This window comes from Photobacterium sp. DNB22_13_2, assembly GCF_052873915.1.
The window spans coordinates 15,481-36,893 of the sequence record NZ_JBNNXU010000024.1; the positions used below are offsets into that span (position 1 = coordinate 15,481).

19 protein-coding genes are annotated in these 21,413 nt (G+C 50.2%); 9 read left to right on the forward strand and 10 right to left on the reverse strand.

Features of this window, described 5'->3' with window-relative positions:
- The first annotated feature begins 86 nt into the window (after window positions 1-86).
- Window positions 87-4,301 (forward strand): DNA-directed RNA polymerase subunit beta', encoded by a 4,215-nt coding sequence (rpoC, locus tag ACVA58_RS23995; RefSeq protein ID WP_446512805.1) that lies wholly within the window; start codon window positions 87-89, stop codon window positions 4,299-4,301.
- A gap of 239 nt (window positions 4,302-4,540) precedes the next feature.
- Here rpoC and rsd read toward each other — a convergent pair whose 3' ends face one another.
- Window positions 4,541-5,023 (reverse strand): sigma D regulator, encoded by a 483-nt coding sequence (gene rsd, locus ACVA58_RS24000; RefSeq protein ID WP_446512806.1) that lies wholly within the window; start codon window positions 5,021-5,023, stop codon window positions 4,541-4,543.
- 155 nt (window positions 5,024-5,178) lie between these two features.
- On the opposite strand from rsd, the gene nudC reads away from it, so the two are divergent.
- Window positions 5,179-5,955 carry an NAD(+) diphosphatase gene (gene nudC / locus ACVA58_RS24005; protein WP_446512807.1) on the forward strand — a complete coding sequence of 259 codons (777 nt, stop codon included), beginning with the start codon at window positions 5,179-5,181 and terminating at the stop codon, window positions 5,953-5,955.
- 228 nt (window positions 5,956-6,183) lie between these two features.
- Entirely contained in the window at window positions 6,184-7,251 is a 1,068-nt protein-coding gene (gene hemE, locus ACVA58_RS24010; RefSeq protein WP_107350972.1) for a uroporphyrinogen decarboxylase, read from the forward strand.
- A gap of 202 nt (window positions 7,252-7,453) precedes the next feature.
- On the opposite strand, the gene ACVA58_RS24015 is transcribed toward hemE, so the two are convergent.
- Both ACVA58_RS24015 and ACVA58_RS24020 read right to left on the reverse strand, forming a co-directional pair.
- The gene (locus ACVA58_RS24015) at window positions 7,454-8,068 is read right to left on the reverse strand and encodes a uracil-DNA glycosylase family protein (protein ID WP_446512808.1); all 615 of its coding nucleotides are present in this window, start codon (window positions 8,066-8,068) and stop codon (window positions 7,454-7,456) included.
- A gap of 27 nt (window positions 8,069-8,095) precedes the next feature.
- Window positions 8,096-9,007: a D-2-hydroxyacid dehydrogenase gene (locus ACVA58_RS24020; RefSeq protein ID WP_446512809.1), complete on the reverse strand. Its 912-nt coding sequence runs from the start codon at window positions 9,005-9,007 to the stop codon at window positions 8,096-8,098.
- A 103-nt stretch (window positions 9,008-9,110) separates the two neighbouring features.
- Between ACVA58_RS24020 and ACVA58_RS24025 the strand changes: the two genes are divergently transcribed.
- Both ACVA58_RS24025 and brnQ read left to right on the forward strand, forming a co-directional pair.
- Window positions 9,111-9,698, forward strand: coding sequence for a YjaG family protein (locus ACVA58_RS24025; RefSeq protein WP_446512810.1), 588 nt, complete (start codon window positions 9,111-9,113; stop codon window positions 9,696-9,698).
- Between the two features lie 514 nt (window positions 9,699-10,212).
- A complete protein-coding gene (brnQ, locus tag ACVA58_RS24030) occupies window positions 10,213-11,520 on the forward strand; it encodes a branched-chain amino acid transport system II carrier protein (RefSeq protein ID WP_446512811.1) in 1,308 nt (435 codons plus the stop codon).
- Between the two features lie 77 nt (window positions 11,521-11,597).
- Here the strand turns inward: brnQ and ACVA58_RS24035 are convergent, their stop codons facing one another.
- Window positions 11,598-12,653, reverse strand: coding sequence for a CNNM domain-containing protein (locus tag ACVA58_RS24035; protein WP_446512812.1), 1,056 nt, complete (start codon window positions 12,651-12,653; stop codon window positions 11,598-11,600).
- Between the two features lie 228 nt (window positions 12,654-12,881).
- Between ACVA58_RS24035 and hupA the strand changes: the two genes are divergently transcribed.
- On the forward strand, window positions 12,882-13,154 hold the full coding sequence (gene hupA / locus ACVA58_RS24040) for a nucleoid-associated protein HU-alpha (protein ID WP_039458747.1): 273 nt from the start codon (window positions 12,882-12,884) through the stop codon (window positions 13,152-13,154).
- Window positions 13,155-13,193: 39 nt separating this feature from the next.
- Window positions 13,194-13,895 (forward strand): DUF1481 domain-containing protein, encoded by a 702-nt coding sequence (locus ACVA58_RS24045; RefSeq protein WP_446512813.1) that lies wholly within the window; start codon window positions 13,194-13,196, stop codon window positions 13,893-13,895.
- 57 nt (window positions 13,896-13,952) lie between these two features.
- Here ACVA58_RS24045 and purD read toward each other — a convergent pair whose 3' ends face one another.
- Together purD and purH are read right to left on the reverse strand one after the other, a co-directional pair.
- A complete protein-coding gene (gene purD, locus ACVA58_RS24050; RefSeq protein ID WP_446512814.1) occupies window positions 13,953-15,245 on the reverse strand; it encodes a phosphoribosylamine--glycine ligase in 1,293 nt (430 codons plus the stop codon).
- A 212-nt stretch (window positions 15,246-15,457) separates the two neighbouring features.
- Window positions 15,458-17,050, reverse strand: coding sequence for a bifunctional phosphoribosylaminoimidazolecarboxamide formyltransferase/IMP cyclohydrolase (gene purH / locus ACVA58_RS24055; protein ID WP_446512815.1), 1,593 nt, complete (start codon window positions 17,048-17,050; stop codon window positions 15,458-15,460).
- A 204-nt stretch (window positions 17,051-17,254) separates the two neighbouring features.
- On the opposite strand from purH, the gene zntR reads away from it, so the two are divergent.
- Window positions 17,255-17,725: a Zn(2+)-responsive transcriptional regulator gene (gene zntR / locus ACVA58_RS24060; RefSeq protein WP_446512816.1), complete on the forward strand. Its 471-nt coding sequence runs from the start codon at window positions 17,255-17,257 to the stop codon at window positions 17,723-17,725.
- A gap of 93 nt (window positions 17,726-17,818) precedes the next feature.
- Window positions 17,819-18,100, forward strand: a complete 282-nt coding sequence (gene ppnP / locus ACVA58_RS24065) for a pyrimidine/purine nucleoside phosphorylase (protein WP_446512817.1) — start codon at window positions 17,819-17,821, stop codon at window positions 18,098-18,100.
- 61 nt (window positions 18,101-18,161) lie between these two features.
- On the opposite strand, the gene ACVA58_RS24070 is transcribed toward ppnP, so the two are convergent.
- From ACVA58_RS24070 to prmA, 4 genes are all read right to left on the reverse strand, one after another.
- Window positions 18,162-18,689: a fasciclin domain-containing protein gene (locus tag ACVA58_RS24070; protein WP_446512818.1), complete on the reverse strand. Its 528-nt coding sequence runs from the start codon at window positions 18,687-18,689 to the stop codon at window positions 18,162-18,164.
- A gap of 396 nt (window positions 18,690-19,085) precedes the next feature.
- The gene (gene fis / locus ACVA58_RS24075) at window positions 19,086-19,382 is read right to left on the reverse strand and encodes a DNA-binding transcriptional regulator Fis (RefSeq protein ID WP_005372656.1); all 297 of its coding nucleotides are present in this window, start codon (window positions 19,380-19,382) and stop codon (window positions 19,086-19,088) included.
- Window positions 19,383-19,404: 22 nt separating this feature from the next.
- Entirely contained in the window at window positions 19,405-20,370 is a 966-nt protein-coding gene (gene dusB, locus ACVA58_RS24080) for a tRNA dihydrouridine synthase DusB (protein WP_428655702.1), read from the reverse strand.
- 149 nt (window positions 20,371-20,519) lie between these two features.
- The gene (prmA, locus tag ACVA58_RS24085; RefSeq protein ID WP_446512819.1) at window positions 20,520-21,404 is read right to left on the reverse strand and encodes a 50S ribosomal protein L11 methyltransferase; all 885 of its coding nucleotides are present in this window, start codon (window positions 21,402-21,404) and stop codon (window positions 20,520-20,522) included.
- Window positions 21,405-21,413 lie beyond the last annotated feature (9 nt).

Below are 21,413 nucleotides of genomic sequence, written 5' to 3' on the forward strand. Positions count from 1 at the left end.
GCCAACCTTATTAGTTACTCCGGTATAAATATGAAGGCGCCAGCAGACTGGCGCCTTTATGGGTCAACTCCTCACAGGAGCCGAATGTGAAAGACTTACTTAAGTTTCTGAAAGCACAACACAAGACTGAAGAATTTGACGCGATCAAAATCGGTCTTGCTTCACCAGACATGATCCGTTCATGGTCTTTCGGTGAAGTGAAAAAACCAGAAACCATCAACTACCGTACTTTTAAGCCTGAACGTGACGGTCTTTTCTGTGCACGTATTTTTGGCCCAGTAAAAGACTACGAGTGTCTTTGTGGCAAGTACAAGCGCCTGAAGCACCGTGGTGTTATCTGTGAAAAATGTGGCGTAGAAGTAACTCAGACTAAAGTGCGTCGTGAGCGCATGGGTCACATTGAGCTAGCTTCTCCTGTTGCCCACATCTGGTTCCTTAAGTCACTGCCATCTCGTATCGGTCTGTTAATGGACATGCCGCTACGTGACATTGAGCGTGTACTTTACTTTGAATCTTACGTGGTAATCGAACCAGGTATGACCAACCTTGAGCGTAGCCAGCTGCTGTCAGAAGAACAGTACCTGGATGCACTTGAAGAGTGGGGCGACGAGTTCGACGCGAAGATGGGTGCTGAAGCCGTTCAGGCACTTCTGGCCAATATGGACCTGAATGCTGAAATCGAGCTGATGCGCGAAGAGCTGGAAGAAACCAACTCTGAAACCAAGCGTAAGAAGCTAACAAAGCGTCTTAAGCTGGTAGAAGCATTCCTACAGTCAGGTAACAACCCAGAGTGGATGATCCTGTCTGTACTGCCAGTACTACCGCCGGATTTGCGTCCGTTGGTACCGCTAGATGGTGGCCGTTTCGCAACGTCTGATCTGAACGATCTGTACCGTCGCGTAATCAACCGTAACAACCGTCTTAAGCGTCTACTGGACCTAGCAGCCCCTGACATTATCGTACGTAACGAAAAACGTATGCTTCAGGAGTCTGTTGATGCATTGCTAGATAACGGTCGCCGTGGCCGCGCTATCACTGGTTCGAACAAGCGTCCTCTGAAATCTTTGGCTGACATGATCAAAGGTAAGCAGGGTCGTTTCCGTCAGAACCTACTTGGTAAGCGTGTAGACTACTCTGGTCGTTCTGTTATCACCGTAGGTCCTTACCTACGCCTGCATCAGTGTGGTCTTCCTAAGAAGATGGCATTGGAGCTATTTAAGCCATTTATCTACGGCAAGCTAGAGACTCGTGGTCTTGCGACAACGATCAAAGCTGCTAAGAAGATGGTTGAGCGCGAAGAAGCGGTTGTTTGGGATATCCTAGACGAAGTGATCCGCGAACACCCAGTAATGCTTAACCGTGCACCAACACTGCACCGTTTGGGTATTCAGGCATTTGAACCAGTACTAATCGAAGGTAAAGCTATCCAGCTTCACCCACTAGTGTGTGCGGCCTATAACGCCGACTTCGATGGTGACCAGATGGCGGTACACGTACCTCTAACTCTGGAAGCACAGCTTGAAGCTCGTGCGCTGATGATGTCAACAAACAACATCCTTTCGCCAGCATCTGGTGATCCGATCATCGTACCTTCTCAGGACGTTGTATTGGGTCTTTACTACATGACTCGTGAGAAGATTAACGCTAAAGGCGAAGGCATGTACCTTGCAGGTCCTGCTGAAGCTGAAAAAGCATACCGTACAGGTAATGCTGAGCTGCACGCTCGCGTTAAAGTTCGTATTACTCAGTTCGTGAAAGGCGAACAGGGTGGCTTGGTTGAAGATACTCAATTGATTGATACGACTGTTGGTCGTGCAATGCTATGGACTATCGTACCGAAAGGTCTGCCATTCACCTTAGTGAATACTGAAGCTTTGGGTAAGAAGCAGATCTCTAAACTGCTTAACACTTGTTACCGTGAGTTGGGCATGAAAGATACTGTTATCTTTGCTGACCAGATCATGTACACAGGTTTTGCTTACGCTGCACTTTCTGGTGTGTCTGTTGGTATCGACGATATGGTTGTACCAGAAGCGAAATACACCAAGATCGCAGAAGCAGAAGCAGAAGTTGCTGAAATCCAAGAGCAGTTCCAATCTGGTCTTGTAACCGCCGGCGAACGTTACAACAAAGTTATCGATATCTGGGCAACAGCGAATGAGCAAGTTGCTAAAGCGATGATGGATAACCTGTCTTTCGATACTGTTATTAACCGTGACGGTGAAGAAGAACAGCAGAAATCGTTCAACAGCGTTTACATGATGGCCGACTCAGGTGCTCGTGGTTCTGCCGCACAGATTCGTCAGTTGGCGGGTATGCGTGGTCTGATGGCTAAGCCAGATGGCTCAATCATCGAAACGCCGATCACAGCGAACTTCCGTGAAGGTCTGAACGTACTTCAGTACTTCATCTCTACTCACGGTGCTCGTAAGGGTCTTGCCGATACCGCACTTAAGACAGCTAACTCAGGTTACCTAACGCGTCGTCTTGTTGACGTTGCGCAGGATGTTGTAATCACAGCTGATGACTGTGGTACGCATGCAGGTATCACTATGATGCCTCTAGTCGAAGGTGGTGATGTTAAAGAGCAACTTGGTGACCGAGTTCTTGGTCGTGTTGTTGCTGAAGACGTTATCAAGCCGGGTACAGAAGAAGTTCTTGCTCCACGTAACACGCTTCTTGATGAGAAGTGGTGTGACATTCTGGAAGAGAACTCTGTTGACCAGGTTAAAGTGCGCTCTGTTGTAACCTGTGAGAATGACTTCGGTTGTTGTAAGTTCTGTTACGGTCGTGATCTAGCACGTGGTCACTTGGTAAACACTGGTGAAGCAGTAGGTGTTGTTGCTGCTCAGTCAATCGGTGAGCCAGGTACACAGCTTACGATGCGTACGTTCCACATCGGTGGTGCAGCATCTGCAGCCGCTGCTGAAAACAGCATCCAGGTTAAGAACAACGGTTCGATGAAACTGCATAATGCCAAGTTTGTTACTAACAACGAAGGCAAGCTAGTTATCACTTCTCGTGCGTCAGAAATGAGCGTTATCGATGAGTTTGGTCGTACCAAAGAGAACTACAAACTGCCATACGGTTCACACCTAACTAAAGGTGATGCTGCGGAAGTTAAAGCTGGCGAAGTTATCGCTAACTGGGACCCGCACACAATGCCAATCATCACTGAAGTGGCAGGTCGTATCCAGTTTGTTGACTTGATTGATGGTGTAACTGTTTCTCGTCAAACTGATGAGCTAACGGGTCTGTCTATGATCACTGTACTTGACGCTGCAGAGCGTACCGGTGCAGGTAAAGACATGCGTCCAACGGTTAAGCTAGTTGATGAAAACGGCCATGATGTAATGATCGCCGGTACTGAAGTACCAGCTCAATACTTCCTGCCGGGTAAAGCAATCATCCAGCTAGAAGACGGCGCAATGGTTGGTATCGGTGATACGCTAGCACGTATCCCACAGGCATCTGGCGGTACGAAAGATATCACCGGTGGTCTACCACGAGTTGCTGACCTGTTCGAAGCACGTAAGCCGAAAGAGCCAGCAATTCTTGCTGAAATCACGGGTATGGTTTCGTTCGGTAAAGAAACTAAAGGCAAACGTCGCCTAATCATCACACCTTCGGAAGGCAACGCATACGAAGAAATGGTACCTAAGTGGCGCCAGCTGAACGTATTCGAAGGTGAGAAGGTTGAGAAGGGTGATGTAATCGCCGATGGTCCAGAGGCTCCGCACGATATTCTACGTCTACGTGGTGTACACGCAGTTGCAGAATACATCGTTAACGAGGTTCAGGAAGTTTACCGACTACAGGGCGTTAAGATTAACGATAAGCACATCGAGACAATCATTCGTCAGATGCTGCGTAAAGTTACTATCGTGTCTTCAGGTGACTCTGAGTTCCTACCTGGTGAGCAGGTTGAGTTCTCTCGCGTAACGATTACTAACCGTAAGCTTGAAGCTGAAGGTAAGCTAATCGCAACGTTTGAGCGTGACCTACTGGGTATCACCAAAGCATCGCTTGCAACTGAGTCGTTCATCTCAGCTGCATCGTTCCAGGAAACGACTCGCGTACTAACAGAAGCTGCGGTTTCTGGTAAGCGTGATGAGCTACGTGGCCTGAAAGAGAACGTAATCGTTGGTCGTCTGATCCCTGCTGGTACCGGTTTTGCGTACCACCAGAACCGTCAACGTCAGCGTGATGCAGAGCTAGAGCCAGTTGCACCTCAGGTAGATGCTGAGCAGGCATCGCAAGATCTTGCTGCACTACTGAATGCCGGTCTAAGCGACGACTAATCGTTAGCTAACGCATTAAATAAAAGGGTACCTTCGGGTGCCCTTTTTTATTGCCTATTTTCAGGTAAAACACTTTGAAACGACAGTTCAGCAACCGATTAAAGGTATGACTAACGCGACAAAAAGCAGGGTCTCAGCTCGGTACTGCCTTTGCAGGAGAGGGGATAAAAGCGTATAAAAGTAGGACCAGCCCGATGAGGTTATCAGGCCGGTGGCAGGTGAGGACAGGTGTGAGTTGCCTAGGCGCCCGGTGGGCAGGCCAGGCTCTCACTGATCAATTCGATCAGCTTATCCTCAAGGGCAAAGCGGATTTCTATCAGCTCGCCAGTGGTTGACAGATCGGTGTCGAAACCAGGCAGCTCGTCACCTTCATCCATATCGGTATATTTATCGCTGAAGTTCAGCAATGGATCCGTTGTCTGGGTGATTTGTGCGTATAGCTGAGAAATTTCTTCGGTGGGTGAATACCCGGTCGAGTTCCAACGCGCCATGACCATATCGTAGATTTTGAAGTGTCCTTCGGAGATATAGTCGACCAGCTGCTGGCTGAAAAGTTGGAGTTGGGAAGCAGTCGGAAGCTGACGGTTGTTACTCTCGAACGGTGGGAGGCCGGCTAGCTTACAGTAATCGATTAGCAGCTGTTGCCGAGACATCAGCCAGTGATCGATGACGTCACTCGTGCCACCCCATTGTTTTTGTACTTGCTCGAATTTACTTAACATGACCATGCCCTCATGATCTACAGTACCGAGACAGGGTACTGGAAACAATACCTGTTAATCTCTTAAAAAAGAGAACCTTGAATTACGGATCCTTTTCCGTATTAACTTTAGATTGCCAGTAAAAACGATACCCTGCAAGGATGGATGTGACGTTGATGTTAAAAAAACAAGAAAAAGGCTATTGGTGCATAGTCAAAAATCGCCAGCTCTACCTAGAAGATCAACAACTTCCCCTCAAAGAGCCGGGTGAAGTAGGGTTTGATCTGGAAAGTGTCGTGGAAGTTGGCCGATACCAAGGCATTCCCGTTTACTGGTTGGAAGCGCCTGATCATTTAGATGAATCGGGATTCGATAGCTTACGGGCCCTATTGGTCATTGAGAGTGAGCTATTTAACCTCGCCAGCCGAGCTATCCAATTATCACATATGCTGCACTCTCAGCGTTTTTGCCCGCAGTGTGGTATGACGTGCCAATTAATTAAAGATGAGCTTGCTATGGCCTGTCAGGGCTGTCACAGCCACCATTACCCAAGGCTATCGCCTTGTGTCATCGTAGCAGTTCGAAAACAAGATAAAATATTGTTGGCGCAGCACCCTAGGCATAAAACTGGGATGTATACCGTGATTGCGGGCTTTGTCGAAGCCGGCGAGACACTAGAGCAGTGTGTGGCAAGAGAAGTGTTGGAAGAAACTGGTATCAAGGTGACGAATATCCGTTATTTTGGCAGTCAGCCTTGGGCGTTTCCGTCTAATCTGATGATGGGTTTTCTGGCCGATCACCAAAGCGGGGAGCTGAAGCCTGATTACGCTGAGTTGAGCGATGCAATCTGGGCATCACAAAACGAACTGCCGGAATTGGCCCCTCCGGGTACGATAGCCAGAACACTGATAGACGAGACGTTGATATTGATGGCCAAGAGCTGCCAAAAATAGAATAAAAAAACCCTCCGTGAGGAGGGGTAAGGTGCAGTTATTTTGCCTTCTACGAGCAAAGTCATTGTTATTATTGCTAGCGCGCAGATTTTGTACCATGAGAGGCTACAGAGTCGCAAATCTGGTGACCAGATTGTTACTATAAACTTGATCCGGTTAACAAATGGCCTCTTTTGTTGACCGCCGGGAGTGGTACAATGCCCGCATAATAAAACCATGGAGTCCCAAATGAGCGAACTAAAGAATGACCGCTACCTTCGCGCTTTATTGAAGCAGCCAGTCGATTGCACCCCAGTATGGATGATGCGTCAGGCAGGGCGCTACCTACCAGAATATCGTGCAACTCGAAGCGTAGCCGGTGACTTCATGTCGCTATGTAAAAATGCTGAGCTGGCTAGTGAGGTGACACTACAGCCTCTGCGCCGTTTCCCGCTTGATGCGGCGATCCTGTTCTCAGATATTCTGACGATCCCTGATGCGATGGGATTGGGACTGTATTTTGAAGCGGGTGAAGGGCCGAAGTTCGAACGTCCAATTACCTGTAAAGCTGATGTCGACAAGATCGGCCTGCCGGACCCGGAAGGTGAACTGCAGTACGTCATGAATGCTGTACGCCAGATCCGCAAAGATCTGCAAGGTGAAGTTCCGCTAATCGGTTTCTCTGGTAGCCCATGGACACTGGCGACCTACATGGTTGAAGGTGGTAGCTCAAAAGCGTTCACCAAAATCAAAAAGATGATGTATGCAGAGCCGCAAACACTGCACCTGTTGCTCGATAAACTGGCTGACAGCGTGATTGAGTACTTGAACGCGCAAATCAAGGCGGGTGCTCAGTCGGTCATGGTATTCGATACATGGGGCGGTGTATTGACTCCTCGTGACTACAACGAGTTCTCACTGCGTTACATGCACAAGATTGTTGATGGATTGATCCGTGAAAACGAAGGTCGCCGTGTACCGGTTACCCTGTTTACCAAAAACGGTGGTATGTGGCTTGAGCAAATCGCAGCAACGGGCTGTGATGCGGTCGGTCTGGACTGGACCATCAACATTGCTGATGCCAAGAAACGTATTGGCGACAAAGTGGCACTGCAGGGCAACATGGACCCATCGATGCTATATGCCCAGCCAGAGCGCATTCGTCAGGAAGTCGCGACTATCCTAGAAGGCTTCGGCGACGGCGGTACTGGCCACGTGTTCAACCTTGGCCACGGCATCCACCTGGATGTGCCGCCAGAAAACGCTGGTGTGTTTGTTGAAGCGGTGCATGAGCTATCGAAGCCGTATCATAAATAACGCAGGTGCGAGATCCTGGGGTACGAGTTCCTAGGGAAAGCTTGTTAAGCCCATACAGCTAGCTGTGTGGGCTTTTTATTTGCTCCTAAGAAAAGCAGACCCTATTAGCAGGGAAGAGCATTAAAGCAGAGTAAGAGCTTTATGCCGCAACGGATCTGGCAATTTCTACCCGTAGAACCTAGAGCCCTCCAGCAATGAGGATCTAGGTACTCGGATCTCGCTTTGCGAGATGCAGGTGGACGTAGTCACGGATATACGGCACCACCTCTTCTTCAAACCATGGGTTCTTCTTCAGCCATAGGGTGTTACGGGGAGATGGGTGCGGCATCGGGATAAACTCCGGTGCCCAATTACGCCATGATTTCACCGTTTCGGTCAACGTCTTCGGTTTGTTCTTGAGGTAGCGTTGCTGGGCGTATTGGCCGACCAACAGGGTCATTCCAATATTGGGTAGCAACGGCCATACCTGCGGGTGCCACTGTGGCGCACATTCAGGGCAGGGCGGTAGATCGCCCGACTTGCCACGGCCGGGGTAGCACAGCCCCATCGGCATGATGGCTATGTGCTCTGGGTTGTAAAAGGTATCACGATCAAGTTCTAACCAACGTCGGAGGCGATCACCACTCGGATCGTTCCATGGGATCCCGGTTTCATGCACCTTGGTACCCGGCGCTTGGCCGATAATCATCAAGCGGGCACTGCTGGCAGCTTGAACCACAGGTCGTGGCCCGAGCGGGAGATGATCCTGGCAGATCTTGCACTGGCTGATCTGATCGAGCAGGTTATCAAGATGTTGCTGATCGGATTTTGGGCTCATATTGTCTCCCTGACTTCCTTAATTGAATTAATAGCCACGTTGAAAGTTGATGGCATAGCGCAGTGGTTGGCGTTTGAGCCAGCGCTGGACATTATCACGAAAGATAGCCATGACCTGATGGGGAAAACTTTCAGCGGCAATATGCGGGGTGACAGTGATCTTCGGGTGCGGCCAGAATGGATGGCCATTCGGCAGTGGTTCTTGTTTGAATACATCAAGGAAGGCGTGTTCGATAGCCCCCGACTCAAGTGCATGGAGTAAACCGGATTCGCAAATTGCGTTACCGCGCCCGACATTAAAAAGTAGGGCATGACGGCAAGAGCTTAAGCTGCTGGCATTAAGCAAATCATCGGTGCCGGCTGTGGCTGGCAAAGTTGAGACCAATATATCAGCTTGCGTGAGTGCGTCGTGTAGCTTGGCTAATGGAAAAATAGCGTTGAAAGCCCGCTCTTCGGCCAAGCCGGAGCGGTTGACCCCGATAACGTGGAACCCCAGTACCTTGGCCGATCGGGCTAGATGGCTGCCGATACTGCCGGTGCCCAGTATCACCATCGTTTTGCCTGCCAGGGTATGATAGGGATGAGGGTGCCAGTTTTGCGTTTGCTGCTGGGCTTGATAGGTCGTGAAATGGCGCTGGTGGGCCATGACCAACCCCAGTACGTATTCACTGATCAGCTGGCCGAAACAGCCTCGGATATTGGTAAGCGTGTAATCTTGACGCAAATGGGGTTGTGTCAGGGCATCGATACCGGCAAAGGTTGATTGGATCCACTCAAGGGCCGGGAACTGGCGCAGCAGCGGGGCCACCTTGGGAGGATCGGCTAGCAAGATCGTTGCCTCGTCCGGTTGCTGGGCAAAAGTGACCCCCGGCAGCGGCCGTTCGGTCAGCATGTCTTCATAGGCTTGTTTTTGGCGGGAAACAATCATCAGTTTATGCATGTCAGCTCCTTTCTGGTAGCACAGTGTTATCCGCAGTCCATGTATTGCAGTAGTAGGGGGATACAAGTAAGATTCGGGTCAAATCACAATTGCGGATTATCCCATGCTAAAGAATCCAGTTCAGCTCCGTTTAGAAAAATTAGAACCATGGCAACACATTACCTTTATGGTGTCACTGTGTGAACGAATGTACCCCAACTATGCGTTCTTCTGTCAGCAAACGGAGTTCGCGGATGAGCAGAAATACCGTTCGATTCTGGACAGCATCTGGGAAATTTTGACGGTAAAAACAGCCAAGATTAACTTCGAAAAGCAACTTGAGAAGCTTGAAGAATTGGTACCAAACGCTGAAGATTTTGATCTGTATGCTGTAAACCCTGCGATTGATGCCTGTGCAGCGCTGGCTGATCTGCTTCATGCCATGCTTGATCGTGATTTGATGCTTGAAACACTGGCTAAACTGAGTTCGCTGTCAGCTGAAACCGTTGCTGATCTTGAGTTTGCCCAAACGGGTATCGAAATCACTGACGAGAACCAGAAAGAAAATGAAGCGGTGTGTGCCGAGTGGGATATGCAGTGGGCGATCTTCCGCGCGCTGAAAGAAGCAGAGCGTCGTGACATCGAATTGATTAAAGATTTGCGCCAAGAGCTGCGTGACGAGCCGGTTAGCAACATTGGTATCGAACTGTAAGCTAACTGTATAGTTTTTATATAAAGGGCCCCGTCGGGGCCTTTTTTGTATCTGATGTTTAGGGGGGAGTGAGTATGTGCCAGTCAGAAAAGGGGAGGCGGTTTGTGGATGTAACAGGTCTGTTAAGTTTTAAGTTCTAACTTTACAGTCAAAAGTCAGTCCTTTATTCTGGTTTTTGGATAAAGCTCAATCCATAAAACTTATTTTATTTTTCTGCTTGTGTTGTCTGACTACTGCCGTTTATAACAAAGGTGTCGCGGAAAACACCTTGGTTTTCTATCTTTTTACCTGTCATTAGGACGAGTTATGCCTGTATCAGCTATCAATACTGCTGTTCACTGCAATGGTTTCAACGCCGTTGCGGCTAGCCTGCTCCTCCTGCTCTCTCTGGGTCTTATCCGGGGCTGACAGGCCGTACCTAATTTTTCTGTCAGCTTGAAGCGAAGCTGACAGGTCAATATTCCCTCCCGAATTATCCTTAGTTTCCTTCAAGCCGATGCTGAAGAGGACAACTATGTTAAGTGCACGCAATATCGCCGCCCTGGGTTTTATGACTTTCGCCATGTATCTTGGTGCCGGTAACCTGATCTTTCCCCCGTATCTTGGCCAGCAGGCTGGTGAACATTTCACGGCTGGCATGGCCGGGTTCTTGTTGACCGGTGTTGGCCTGCCTGCGCTGGCATTGGTGATGGTGGCTTTGGTCAATGGCTCAGACAATCTGACTGCAGCACTGCCTAAGCCCGTAGCAACAAGTTTTTGGGTTATGGTCTTTATCGTGATCGGCCCGGCGTTCGTGATCCCAAGAGCGATAACGGTGGCCTATCAGTTTAGCTTCGCCCCGTTCGTTGGTGGCGCCGCGCTGTTGCCATTCACCGCTTTTTTCTGTCTTGCTGCGATCTTGTTTGCCCTGTATCCCGGCAAGTTGGTGGATACATTGGGTAAGTGGTTGACCCCGATGCTGGTGGTGATCTTGTCGGTACTGGCTGTGACGGCTTTCATCTCGCCAGGCGGTGAGGTACTGGCCGCTTCGGGTCCCTATCAGGACAAAGCGTTTGCCGAGGGACTGACCCAGGGTTACATGACCATGGATGCATTGGGCTCGATTGGTTTTGGTTGGATCATTTTTCGCGCTATCCGTGAGATGGGAGTGGACTGCCCAAAAGCCACGGCGAAATACACTTTGATAGCGGCACTGATGTACGCTGTGGCTATGGCCTTGGTATATCTGTCATTGGCTTATATTGGCTCGACCAGTGCCAATCTGGGCACCTCGTTCAGCAATGGCGGCGAGATCCTCACCGCCTTTACCTTGGTTCATTTCGGTACCCTAGGAAGTGTTTTGCTTGGCGCCGTGATGATATTGGCTTGTTTGACAACCGCGATTGGGGTGACGACTGCAGGCAGTGAGTTTTACAGTCGGACTTTCACGTCAGTCACCTATAAGCGCAGTGTTTGGATGACGATGGTGGTGGCAGGGCTGGTGGCCAACCTTGGTTTGGAGCAGCTATTGGCAATCACCTTGCCGGTTGTGGTCGCGCTTCACCCGGTCGCCATTGCCCTACTGCTGATTGCGCCTGTACGCCGCCAATTGACGACCGGAGCCGTGATGGCGGCTGTGGTCACAGCGTTAGGCTTTGGCGGCGTCGATGCCGTGCATATCCTTGGCCGAATGCCAACAGGAGCGGATGCTTGGTTAGCGCAGTACTTACCTCTGTATAGTGACTATGCCGGGTGGGTGCTCCCTAGCGTGACGGTTATTGCCTTGGGCTTGGTAGTGAGCCGAGTAACCCGAACAGGCGCAAACGTCGTATTGCAGCCGTAATGTAACGGGCTTATCTTCTGGTGAGGTAATGAAATAAAAAAGGGGCCATCAGGCCCCTTTTTTTGTCGACAACGTGATTACTCGTCGTCTTTGCTTTCGATAACCCCATGGGTTTTCTTCCACTTCTCCCAGCGCTGGTAGGCCAACTGCTGCATGTCGGTATTCTTGTCGGCTTCATCGACAATCTCTTCACCGACAAGGTGCTCGAAGATATCTTCCATGGTCACCAGACCTTGGACGGTGCCGTATTCATCCACGACCAAGACCAGCTGGGAGCGTTCTTTCATCAGCTGCTCAAAGGCTTTTGGCACGCTGGAATTGTTCATGATGACCGGCAGTGGGCGCATCAAGGTTCCTAGCTCTTTCTGGCCTCGACCAGCCTGACTTTCGGCAAAAAGCTCAAGGCGGTGGACAAAGCCGAGGATGTTGTCCTTCTGTTCGCTGTAGACCAGCGGACGCGAGAACGGACTGTCTTTATGCTGGGACAGGAACTCGTTGATTGGTTGTTCGGCATCAATCCGGAACAACACCGGACGTGGCGTCATTATCTTGGTGACGCTGACATCGCGGAACTGGAGTAGGTTCGTCATGATTTTTGACTCGCCTTCAGCCAACTCGCCGGACTCTATTGCCAGCATGGCCATGGCCGATAGCTCGTCACGAAGCTTCGGTGCTTGATGGCCATGGGATAGGCGTCGAGTGATTTGCTCTGAGACCCAAACAAACGGCGTCAGGGCCCAGACCATCCAGCGTAGGGTCGATGCCGATGCAGGGGCTAGCTGGCGCCAGTAGGTTGCACCGATCGTTTTCGGAATGATTTCGGAGAATAGCAAAATACCAATTGTCAGCACGCCGGAGAATACTCCCAGCCATTGGCTACCGAATACCACGGCTGCCTGAGCACCGGCCGTTGCCGCACCGATGGTGTGAGCGATGGTATTGAGGGTCAGGATCGAAGCCAGTGGTCGGTCGATATTGTCTTTTAGGGCCGCGAGGCGATCGGCCGCTGGGTGACCTTGCTGGCGCAGGGTACCAATATAACTAGGGGAGATGCTGAGGAGAACAGCTTCCAGTACTGAACAAATAAACGAAACACCAATCGCAATAGCGATGTAAATCGTAAGGAGTATCATGCTTACCTTAGTAACAATTAACGGGATAACGCCTATATTAATCGGTGTTGAAGCGAATAAATACAACTATTTCAGCCAGCATATTAGTAACATTTTGTGAACTTGCGCTCAGTTTGTGGTTAAAGAGCCCGCACCTAACCACATGAAGGCTGACAAACCTTTGCCACACGGGCTTCTTTTGAATTAGAGTTGATGCGTCTTAAGAAAAAACCTTAGAAGGGAAACCTAATGAACAAGACCCAACTGATTGACCTGATCGCTGAAAAAGCAGATCTTTCTAAAGCTCAAGCTAAAGTTGCCCTAGAATCAACTCTAGACGGTATTACTGACGCGCTTAAAGAAGGTGACCAGGTTCAACTAATCGGCTTTGGTACTTTTAAAGTGAACCACCGTGCCGCGCGTACTGGCCGTAACCCACAAACGGGTCAGGAAATCCAGATCGCTGCAGCAAACGTACCTGCTTTCGTTGCAGGTAAAGCACTGAAAGACTCAGTGAAATAATCTATACTCCGCCAGGTATCTATCTGGCGGAGTTTTTCCATGAAGCGACTACTGACTTTTCTTACCCTCTCGCTATTGGCGGGATGTGCCTCCAACCCAACAGTCCCTGAAAATAATATTACGCCAGTGTTGACCCATGCCGGTGGTCAGAACCTCGGTGATAGCACGTCAATATATTGGTTTACCTCGCAGCAAAACCGACCTGTTAGCCTTGCCGAGCGGGTAATGTCAGGTGACTATGGTGAATACCGGACCGACTACCGCTGGCGGGATGGCAAACTTCGTGAAATCAAACGCGAAGGGACCCAGCTCGATGAGCAGCAAATCAAATCTTTCTCCCTGCACGTTCGCTACGATACCTTGGGCAATGCGGTTTTTCAGCGTTATACCCTCGGCGATGAGTTGATCCCGCTGGGCGAAGCACAACTGCAGCAATTGGTCCAAGAAGCTAAACATGGTACTGATGTGGTCAAGCAGCAGCGCAAGAATGATCAATCCTTGGTACAAGGGTTCTGGCAACAGGGGCAGTTTTATCGCTGTGGAGACGAACGCAAGCTGAAGGTGACCTTCACCCCCGAACTACCCGGATATGTGCAGCAGCAGTTGCTGGAGCGTCAGCAAGCCGGTTATATGGCGGTGATTGGCCAAGTTCGTCGTGATGCCCTGACCGCCAAGGCTTTATTGATGCTCACTGAACCTCAGCCCGCTTGCCTGACGGCACCGGTGCTGCTTACCAATTAAGGCACACCAGAAATAAAAAACGCGCCAGGAGGCGCGTTTTTGATGGGCCAGCAAGGGTTAGGCGTCTTGCTGCTCGCGCTCAATGGCACGGTAGCCGATGTCATTGCGGTGGAACATGCCGTTCCAGCTAACTTGCTTAGTTAACGCGTAGGCGCGTTCCTGAGCCTCAGAAACCGTGTTACCAAGTGCAGTCGCACACAGTACACGACCGCCGTTTGTCACAACGTCGCCAGCTTCGTTATTTGTGGTGCCTGCATGGAAAACCTTTTGGCCTTCAACTTCGCTCGTTGGTAGCGAAATAACATCACCTTTAGCGTAGTCAGCTGGATAACCACCGGCAGCCAGAACAACGCCGATAGAAGCGCGTGGATCCCACTTCGATTCTGCTTCGTCTAGTTTCTCGTCGATAGCCATCAGGCAAAGCTCAACAAGGTCGGATTCCATACGCATCATGATAGGTTGCGTTTCTGGATCGCCAAAGCGGCAGTTGTATTCGATAACCTTCGGCGTGCCGTCTGCATCAATCATTAGGCCAGCGTATAGGAAACCTGTGTACGGTGCGCCTTCTGCATCCATACCACGTACTGTTGGATAGATCACTTCTTCAAGGATACGGTTGTGGATCTCTGGAGTCACAACCGGCGCTGGCGAGTAGGCGCCCATGCCACCGGTATTCGGACCGGTATCCTTATCGCCAACACGTTTGTGGTCTTGGCTGGTGGCCATAGGAAGTACGCTAGAACCGTCAACCATCACGATGAAGCTTGCTTCTTCGCCTTCAAGGAACTCTTCAATAACCACGCGGCTGCCAGCTTCGCCAAATGCGTTGCCCGCTAGCATGTCTTTGATAGCGTCTTCGGCTTCTTCAAGGGTCATCGCAACGATAACGCCTTTACCGGCAGCTAGGCCGTCAGCCTTAACGACAATTGGCGCGCCTTGTTCACGTACGTAAGCCAGTGCTGGCTCGATGTCTGTGAAGTTAGCGTAAGAGCCTGTTGGGATCTGGTGGCGAGCCAAGAAGTCTTTAGTGAATGCTTTAGACCCTTCAAGCTGTGCCGCTGCTTGAGTTGGACCAAAGATAGGAAGACCCACTTCACGGAATGCGTCAACCACACCAATAACCAATGGTGCTTCAGGACCAACGATGGTTAGCTCGATTTTTTTCTCTTGAGCAAACGCCACTAAGCCAGCGATGTCTTCAACGCCGATGCTTACGTTCTCAAGTTTAGGCTCAAGTGCGGTACCGGCGTTACCCGGAGCGACGAAAACGGTTTCAACGTTTGGGTTTTGTGCCGCTTTCCAGCCAAGTGCGTGTTCACGGCCGCCAGCACCAATAATCAATACATTCATAATTTTACCTTTGATAGCGTTGCCACATGGCCAACTTCTGTGTCACGCATGCTCACTTATGTCCATAAGCTCCGCGTACGTTCCTTGAATTAGGCCATCTGGCTTAGCTCTAAAATTAAAATTCTTTTTTATGAGTTACAGCTGCGATGCTGCAACATGACATGTTCTTTAAATCGAATAAGGCTCCGGGTTGCCCCTGAGCCTGTGCTTGATTAGTGGCGGAAGTGGCGCATACCGGTAAAGATCATTGCCATGCCGTGCTCGTCGGCCGCATCAATCACTTCCTGGTCGCGCATCGAGCCGCCTGGCTGGATAACACATTTAATACCGGCTTCAGCGGCTGCATCAATGCCATCGCGGAACGGGAAGAAGGCATCCGATGCCATGACACAACCTTCTACCTGAAGGCCTTCGTCAGCGGCTTTGATACCGGCAATTTTCGCTGAGTAAACGCGGCTCATTTGGCCGGCGCCCACGCCGATAGTCATGTCACCCTTAGAGTAAACAATGGCGTTCGACTTCACGTATTTAGCGACTTTCCAGCAGAAAAGTGCATCTTTTAGCTCTTCCTCTGTTGGCTGGCGTTTAGAAACTACTTTCAGGTCTTCTTCAGAAACCATGCCTTGATCGCGGTCTTGAACCAGCAGGCCGCCGTTAACACGTTTCACGTCAAAGCCAGTTGTCTTCGTCGTCCACTCGCCACACTCAAGCAGGCGAAGGTTTTTCTTAGCCGCGACAATTTCTACCGCTTCAGCAGAAACAGAAGGTGCAATGATAACTTCAACGAATTGACGCTCAGTAATCGCCGTTGCTGTTGCTGCGTCTAGTTCACGGTTGAATGCGATGATGCCACCGAAGGCAGACGTTGGGTCTGTTTTGAAAGCACGGTCGTAGGCTTCTAGGATGTCTTCACCTAGTGCAACACCACATGGGTTAGCGTGCTTAACGATCACACATGCAGGCTCGTCGAACTCTTTCACACACTCAAGTGCTGCGTCTGTATCAGCAATGTTGTTGTAAGAAAGTGCTTTACCTTGGATTTGGCGAGCAGTAGAAACTGATGCTTCTTCAGGGTTTGATTCAACGTAGAAAGCGGCAGCTTGATGGCTGTTCTCACCGTAGCGCATATCCTGCTTTTTCTCGAACTGCTGGTTGAAGGTACGTGGGAATTTAGACTCCTCGTCGCCTTCTTTGTTGTCGCCGTAGGAAGCCACCATGGTACCGAAGTAGTTGGCGATCATGCCGTCGTAGGCTGCTGTGTGCTCGAAGGCTGCAATAGCCAGATCAAAGCGGGTGGCGTGGTTAAGTGAACCGTCGTTGGTCGCCATTTCGGTCAGCACGCGGTCGTAGTCGTGGGCATTAACGATAATGGTCACATCTTTGTGGTTCTTCGCGGCAGAGCGCACCATTGTCGGGCCACCGATATCGATGTTCTCAACAGCATCTTCCAATGTGCAGTCAGGGTTAGCAACTGTTGCTGCGAATGGGTATAGGTTTACCACCACCATATCGATAGGGGCAATGCCATGGTCGTTCATCACAGCATCATCAGTGCCGCGACGGCCCAGTACACCACCATGGATTTTTGGGTGTAAGGTCTTAACGCGACCGTCCATCATTTCAGGGAAGCCTGTGTGATCGGACACTTCAGTGACCTTGATACCCTGCTCGGCAAGAAGGCGGGCAGTGCCACCTGTGGAGAGGATATCGACGCCACGATCGGCAAGCGCCTGGGCGAACTCAACAATACCAGTTTTGTCTGACACGCTAATTAGCGCACGGCGGATAGGACGAGCGTTTTCCATTGCTACCATCTCTTTATAAACACGGAGGACTATTTGCCAAAAGCCAGTGGGCTGGATTTTGGTAAATACCCTCGGCTAGAATCGAAGATACAAACTGTGCTGTCGTTGGGGTGTTGTGATCAACGTGGCATATTTTACATTAATTCCACCACTACGCAAACGTTTGCTTTTTGTTGTTTGTGGATCACTGAAGGGTAGGGCGGTATGTACTTGATTGGCCAGCTGGCTAAGCATTGTGGTGTCAGCAATGACACGTTGCGGTTTTACGAGAAAAATGGCTTGCTGGTACCTGCCGGGCGTAGCGAAAGTGGTTACCGACTTTATAGCGAAGGTGACTTGTCACGGATCCACTTTATTCTTCGTGCCAAGGCTATCGGGCTAAGCTTGGATGAAATTAGGGAGCTGCTGGATATCCGGCTGGAAGCCAGCCAACATAGTTGTGCTGAAGTGAAAGCTATCACTCTGGCCAAGTTGGATGACGTCGATCGCAAGATGGCTGAGTTGGCGAGGATCCGTAATGCCCTCAAGAAAATCAATGATGCTTGCTGTGGCCATGTGGATGATGATGCCAGCCACTGTTCGATCCTTGAAGCGTTGGGGGATGAGGATATTGAAGATGCGGAATCAAGTGAAGGGCGCTGTTGCAGCGGGCGTGATGCTTGTACTGAGCGATAGTCTAAAATCATCAGTGAATCGATCAATTATATTGGGCAGGCCGTCAAGTTATGGTAGCGTCGAAGCATCACCTTGTTATTGATAGGGAAAGTCATGTTGAAAGTAAATGAGTATTTTGATGGCCAGGTTAAGTCTCTGGGTTTTGAGACCTCTGGCGAGCGTGCCAGCGTAGGGGTCATGGCGCCAGGTGAATATACCTTTGGTACGGCTGCGCCAGAGAAGATGAGTGTGGTCAAGGGAGCCCTGACGGTTAAGTTGCCAGGTCATATCGAATGGGAAACCTATTATGCAGGTGACGACTTTGAAGTCCCTGGTGACTCCTCATTTGAGGTGAAGGTTTCTGAGCCGACCGCTTATCTGTGTGACTACCTTTAACTGACAGCGCTTCACCGGTGGTGAAGCGCTGTGCTTTTCAGCCGGCACTGTTAGCCGTTAATTATTCTTTTTCTTTCTCTTTTGGGATCAGCACCGTGTCGATGACATGGATCACCCCATTGCTGGCTGGCACATCTGCCAAAATGACGTTTGCACCGTTGATGGTTACTTTGCCATCGTCATCGGTTTCAATTGCAACCGTGCCGCCCTGTACCGTTTCTGGCAGCTTAAGTTTCATGACTTCCTCTGAAGAAAGCGCTCCCGGTAAGACGTGGTAAGTCAGTATCGCTTGTAATTTTTCTTTGTTCTCCGGTTTCAGCAACTCGGCGAGTGCGCCTTCGGGAAGCTTGGCAAACGCGTCATCCGTGGGTGCCAGTACGGTAAACGGTCCTTTCCCTTCCAGTGTCTCGACCAAATCAGCAGCCTTGATGGCCATCACCAGTGTTTGGAAATCATCATTGTTGGCAGCGACCTGGACGAGATTCTTTTCCATTTCGCTTTTTTCATGGTGGCTTGCCAGTGCAAGACCGGAAAAGAACAACGCTATAATGACCAAAGAGTGATTGAATGTACGGAGTATGTGATTCATTGCTGCAGCCTCGTTGTGGTTATATTCAAGCATGTAACGTACAAACAAGCAGTATGGTTCACCCTACATAGTGGTCGGTCTTATTTTTGAGATAACAAAGCTAAGTGTCTTTAGTTTCCCTGTTCCCTTTTTATTTCCCTTAGCATGATGCGATCCAGTAGTGTTCGGGCGTTATGGAGTCGAGTAAAACGGTACTGAGCTGATCGGTATAACGACCTATGAATATCAGCTCCGAATGGAAGCCTTTTAAGCAGGCAAGGGCGAAGCTCTCCCCTGAGAGAGGGAATGGCGAGACTAGATAAGAGTTATCAGCAAAATACCGTGTATTGATAAACAAAAAGCCCAAACCAGTTGCCTGGTTTGGGCTTTCAATAATCAGTATTAACTGAGAATGGCTTAGTTCATGCCGTATTTTTTCAGCTTCTTACGAAGAGTACCGCGGTTGATACCCATCATTGTTGCCGCGCGGGTTTGGTTACCACGGGTGTACTGCATGATAGTGTCTAGTAGTGGCTGCTCAACTTCAGCAAGCACTAGCTCGTACAGATCATCGACTTCCTGACCGTTTAGTTGAGCCAGGTAGTTTTTCAGCGACGCCTTAACAGAGTCACGAAGTGGCTTCTGTGTGATTTGGTCCTGTGAAGTAACAGTAGTTACTGTCAATGCTTCGGAAGTCAGATTTTGTTCGAACATATTCTGTAAGCTCTTCTCGTATTTATGCAACGTTGTCGAAGTAGCCTTGCAGCGCATCGAGTTGCTGTTGGGCATCCTCGAGTGCGTTGAAGGTCCGGCGGAAATCACCTGCTGGGGCATGCTCTTTCAAATACCAGCCCACATGCTTGCGTGCGATACGCAAACCCAGGTACTCGCCGTAAAAACGGTGGAGTTCCTGGATGTGACCTAGCATGATGCTACCAACTTCATCGAATGATGGAGCCGGCAGGTGTTCGCCAGTTGTTAAGTAATGGTGGATTTCCTGGAAAATCCACGGTCGACCCTGTGCAGGGCGACCTATCATCAAGCCATCGGCACCGGTGTAATCCAGTACAAAGCGTGCCTTTTCCGGTGAGTCGATATCACCGTTCGCAATCACCGGAATCGAGATCGCTTCTTTCACTGTCTTGATGTAATCGTATTCTGCCTCGCCTTTGTACATACAGGTTTTAGTCCGGCCGTGTAGGGCCAGGGCCTGAATGCCACATTGTTCGGCACGTTTGGCAATATCGACACAGTTTCGGTTTTCAAGATCCCAGCCGGTACGCGTTTTCAGCGTAACCGGAACATCAACCGCGTCGACTACTGTCCGAAGAATATCTTCGATCAGTTCGGGGTACTGCAGCAGGGCAGAGCCTGCCAGGCGCTTGTTGACCTTTTTGGCTGGGCAGCCCATGTTGATATCGATGATTTGCGCACCGTTTTCAACGCTGAACTGAGCCGCCTCGGCCATCAATTTAGGATCAGCGCCGGCGATTTGCACCGAGCGGATCCCTGATTCGCCTTCATGTACCATGCGGTTCTGGGACTTGGACGTTTTCCACAGGTCTGGGTTAGACGACATCATTTCGCTCACGGCCATTCCTGCCCCGTAGCGCAGGCACAATTCGCGAAAAGGCCGATCGGTCACACCTGCCATTGGCGCGACTATCAGCTGGTTGTTAAGTTGATAAGGACCGATCTTCAAACGTCTATTCCTGACTATGCCAGTAAGGGCGCGCATTTTACGCATTTTTTCCCCTTCTGAAAAGGCCAATAATTGAGCATTTAGGTTTTGATTTTCAAAACTGTACGCTTTTCAATCAATTGACGCAGTTTAGAAGAGGAAAAAGTCGATTACGCTTTGTGCCCAGAGATGCGACACCACTCTTCTCGGGCCGCAATTGGGTCAAGTTCAAGCTCGTCGCCGTAGTAGGTCGCGACGTCTTCCGCTTGGCTTTCAAGTACACCTGAAATTGCTAGCAGGCCACCGTCTTTGACCAGGCTTTTGATAACTGGCGATAGCTCGCGCAGTGGGCCGGCCAAAATGTTGGCAACCACGACATCAGCCAAGATACCTTCCGGTTGGTCTTGCGGCAGATATAGTTCAAGGTTTTCGGACACGCCATTACGCTCTGCATTGTCACGGGAAGCTTGGATAGCCTGTGGATCGATATCAATACCGATTACCTTCTTGGCACCCAGTTTCAGGGCGGCAATTGCCAAGATGCCCGAGCCACAACCGAAGTCGATGATGGTTTTGCCAGCCAGATCCTGACCGTCTAGCCACTCAAGACAAAGCGAGGTGGTTGGGTGGGTACCGGTACCGAATGCCAGACCTGGATCCAGCATCACGTTTACCGCGTCTGGCTCAGGCACTTCTCGCCAGCTTGGGCAAATCCACAGGCGGCGGCCAAAGCGCATTGGGTGGAAGTTATCCATCCATTCACGTTCCCAGTCCTTGTCTTCCAACTGCTCGATTTTGTGGGCAAAATCATCGGCAATCAGCGGGCTGTTTTTCAGCATTTCCAGGACAAATTTCATGTCCGTCTCTGCATCGTACAGGCCGATCACATCCGTATCACCCCACAGACGGGTTTCACCCGGCAAGGGTTCGAATACCGGAGTGTCCTGGGCATCAAGGAAGGTAACCGAGACAGCGCCCGTCTCTTCCATCAGCATGTCGCCGATAGCTTCAGCATTCTCAGCCGTCGCGTTCAGTTTGATTTGAATCCAAGGCATGGTTAATTC

Excerpts from the sequence above, each read along its gene's own strand:
- rsd (WP_446512806.1), bottom strand. The coding sequence starts at position 5,023 with ATGTTAAGTAAATTCGAGCAAGTACAAAAACAATGGGGTGGCACGAGT.
- zntR (WP_446512816.1), top strand. The coding sequence starts at position 17,255 with ATGTACTTGATTGGCCAGCTGGCTAAGCATTGTGGTGTCAGCAATGAC.
- ACVA58_RS24035 (WP_446512812.1), bottom strand. The coding sequence starts at position 12,653 with ATGATACTCCTTACGATTTACATCGCTATTGCGATTGGTGTTTCGTTT.
- fis (WP_005372656.1), bottom strand. The coding sequence starts at position 19,382 with ATGTTCGAACAAAATCTGACTTCCGAAGCATTGACAGTAACTACTGTT.
- hemE (WP_107350972.1), top strand. The coding sequence starts at position 6,184 with ATGAGCGAACTAAAGAATGACCGCTACCTTCGCGCTTTATTGAAGCAG.
- ACVA58_RS24020 (WP_446512809.1), bottom strand. The coding sequence starts at position 9,007 with ATGCATAAACTGATGATTGTTTCCCGCCAAAAACAAGCCTATGAAGAC.
- ppnP (WP_446512817.1), top strand. The coding sequence starts at position 17,819 with ATGTTGAAAGTAAATGAGTATTTTGATGGCCAGGTTAAGTCTCTGGGT.
- hupA (WP_039458747.1), top strand. The coding sequence starts at position 12,882 with ATGAACAAGACCCAACTGATTGACCTGATCGCTGAAAAAGCAGATCTT.
- brnQ (WP_446512811.1), top strand. The coding sequence starts at position 10,213 with ATGTTAAGTGCACGCAATATCGCCGCCCTGGGTTTTATGACTTTCGCC.
- nudC (WP_446512807.1), top strand. The coding sequence starts at position 5,179 with ATGTTAAAAAAACAAGAAAAAGGCTATTGGTGCATAGTCAAAAATCGC.
- ACVA58_RS24070 (WP_446512818.1), bottom strand. The coding sequence starts at position 18,689 with ATGAATCACATACTCCGTACATTCAATCACTCTTTGGTCATTATAGCG.
- prmA (WP_446512819.1), bottom strand. The coding sequence starts at position 21,404 with ATGCCTTGGATTCAAATCAAACTGAACGCGACGGCTGAGAATGCTGAA.
- ACVA58_RS24045 (WP_446512813.1), top strand. The coding sequence starts at position 13,194 with ATGAAGCGACTACTGACTTTTCTTACCCTCTCGCTATTGGCGGGATGT.
- purH (WP_446512815.1), bottom strand. The coding sequence starts at position 17,050 with ATGGAAAACGCTCGTCCTATCCGCCGTGCGCTAATTAGCGTGTCAGAC.
- ACVA58_RS24015 (WP_446512808.1), bottom strand. The coding sequence starts at position 8,068 with ATGAGCCCAAAATCCGATCAGCAACATCTTGATAACCTGCTCGATCAG.
- ACVA58_RS24025 (WP_446512810.1), top strand. The coding sequence starts at position 9,111 with ATGCTAAAGAATCCAGTTCAGCTCCGTTTAGAAAAATTAGAACCATGG.
- purD (WP_446512814.1), bottom strand. The coding sequence starts at position 15,245 with ATGAATGTATTGATTATTGGTGCTGGCGGCCGTGAACACGCACTTGGC.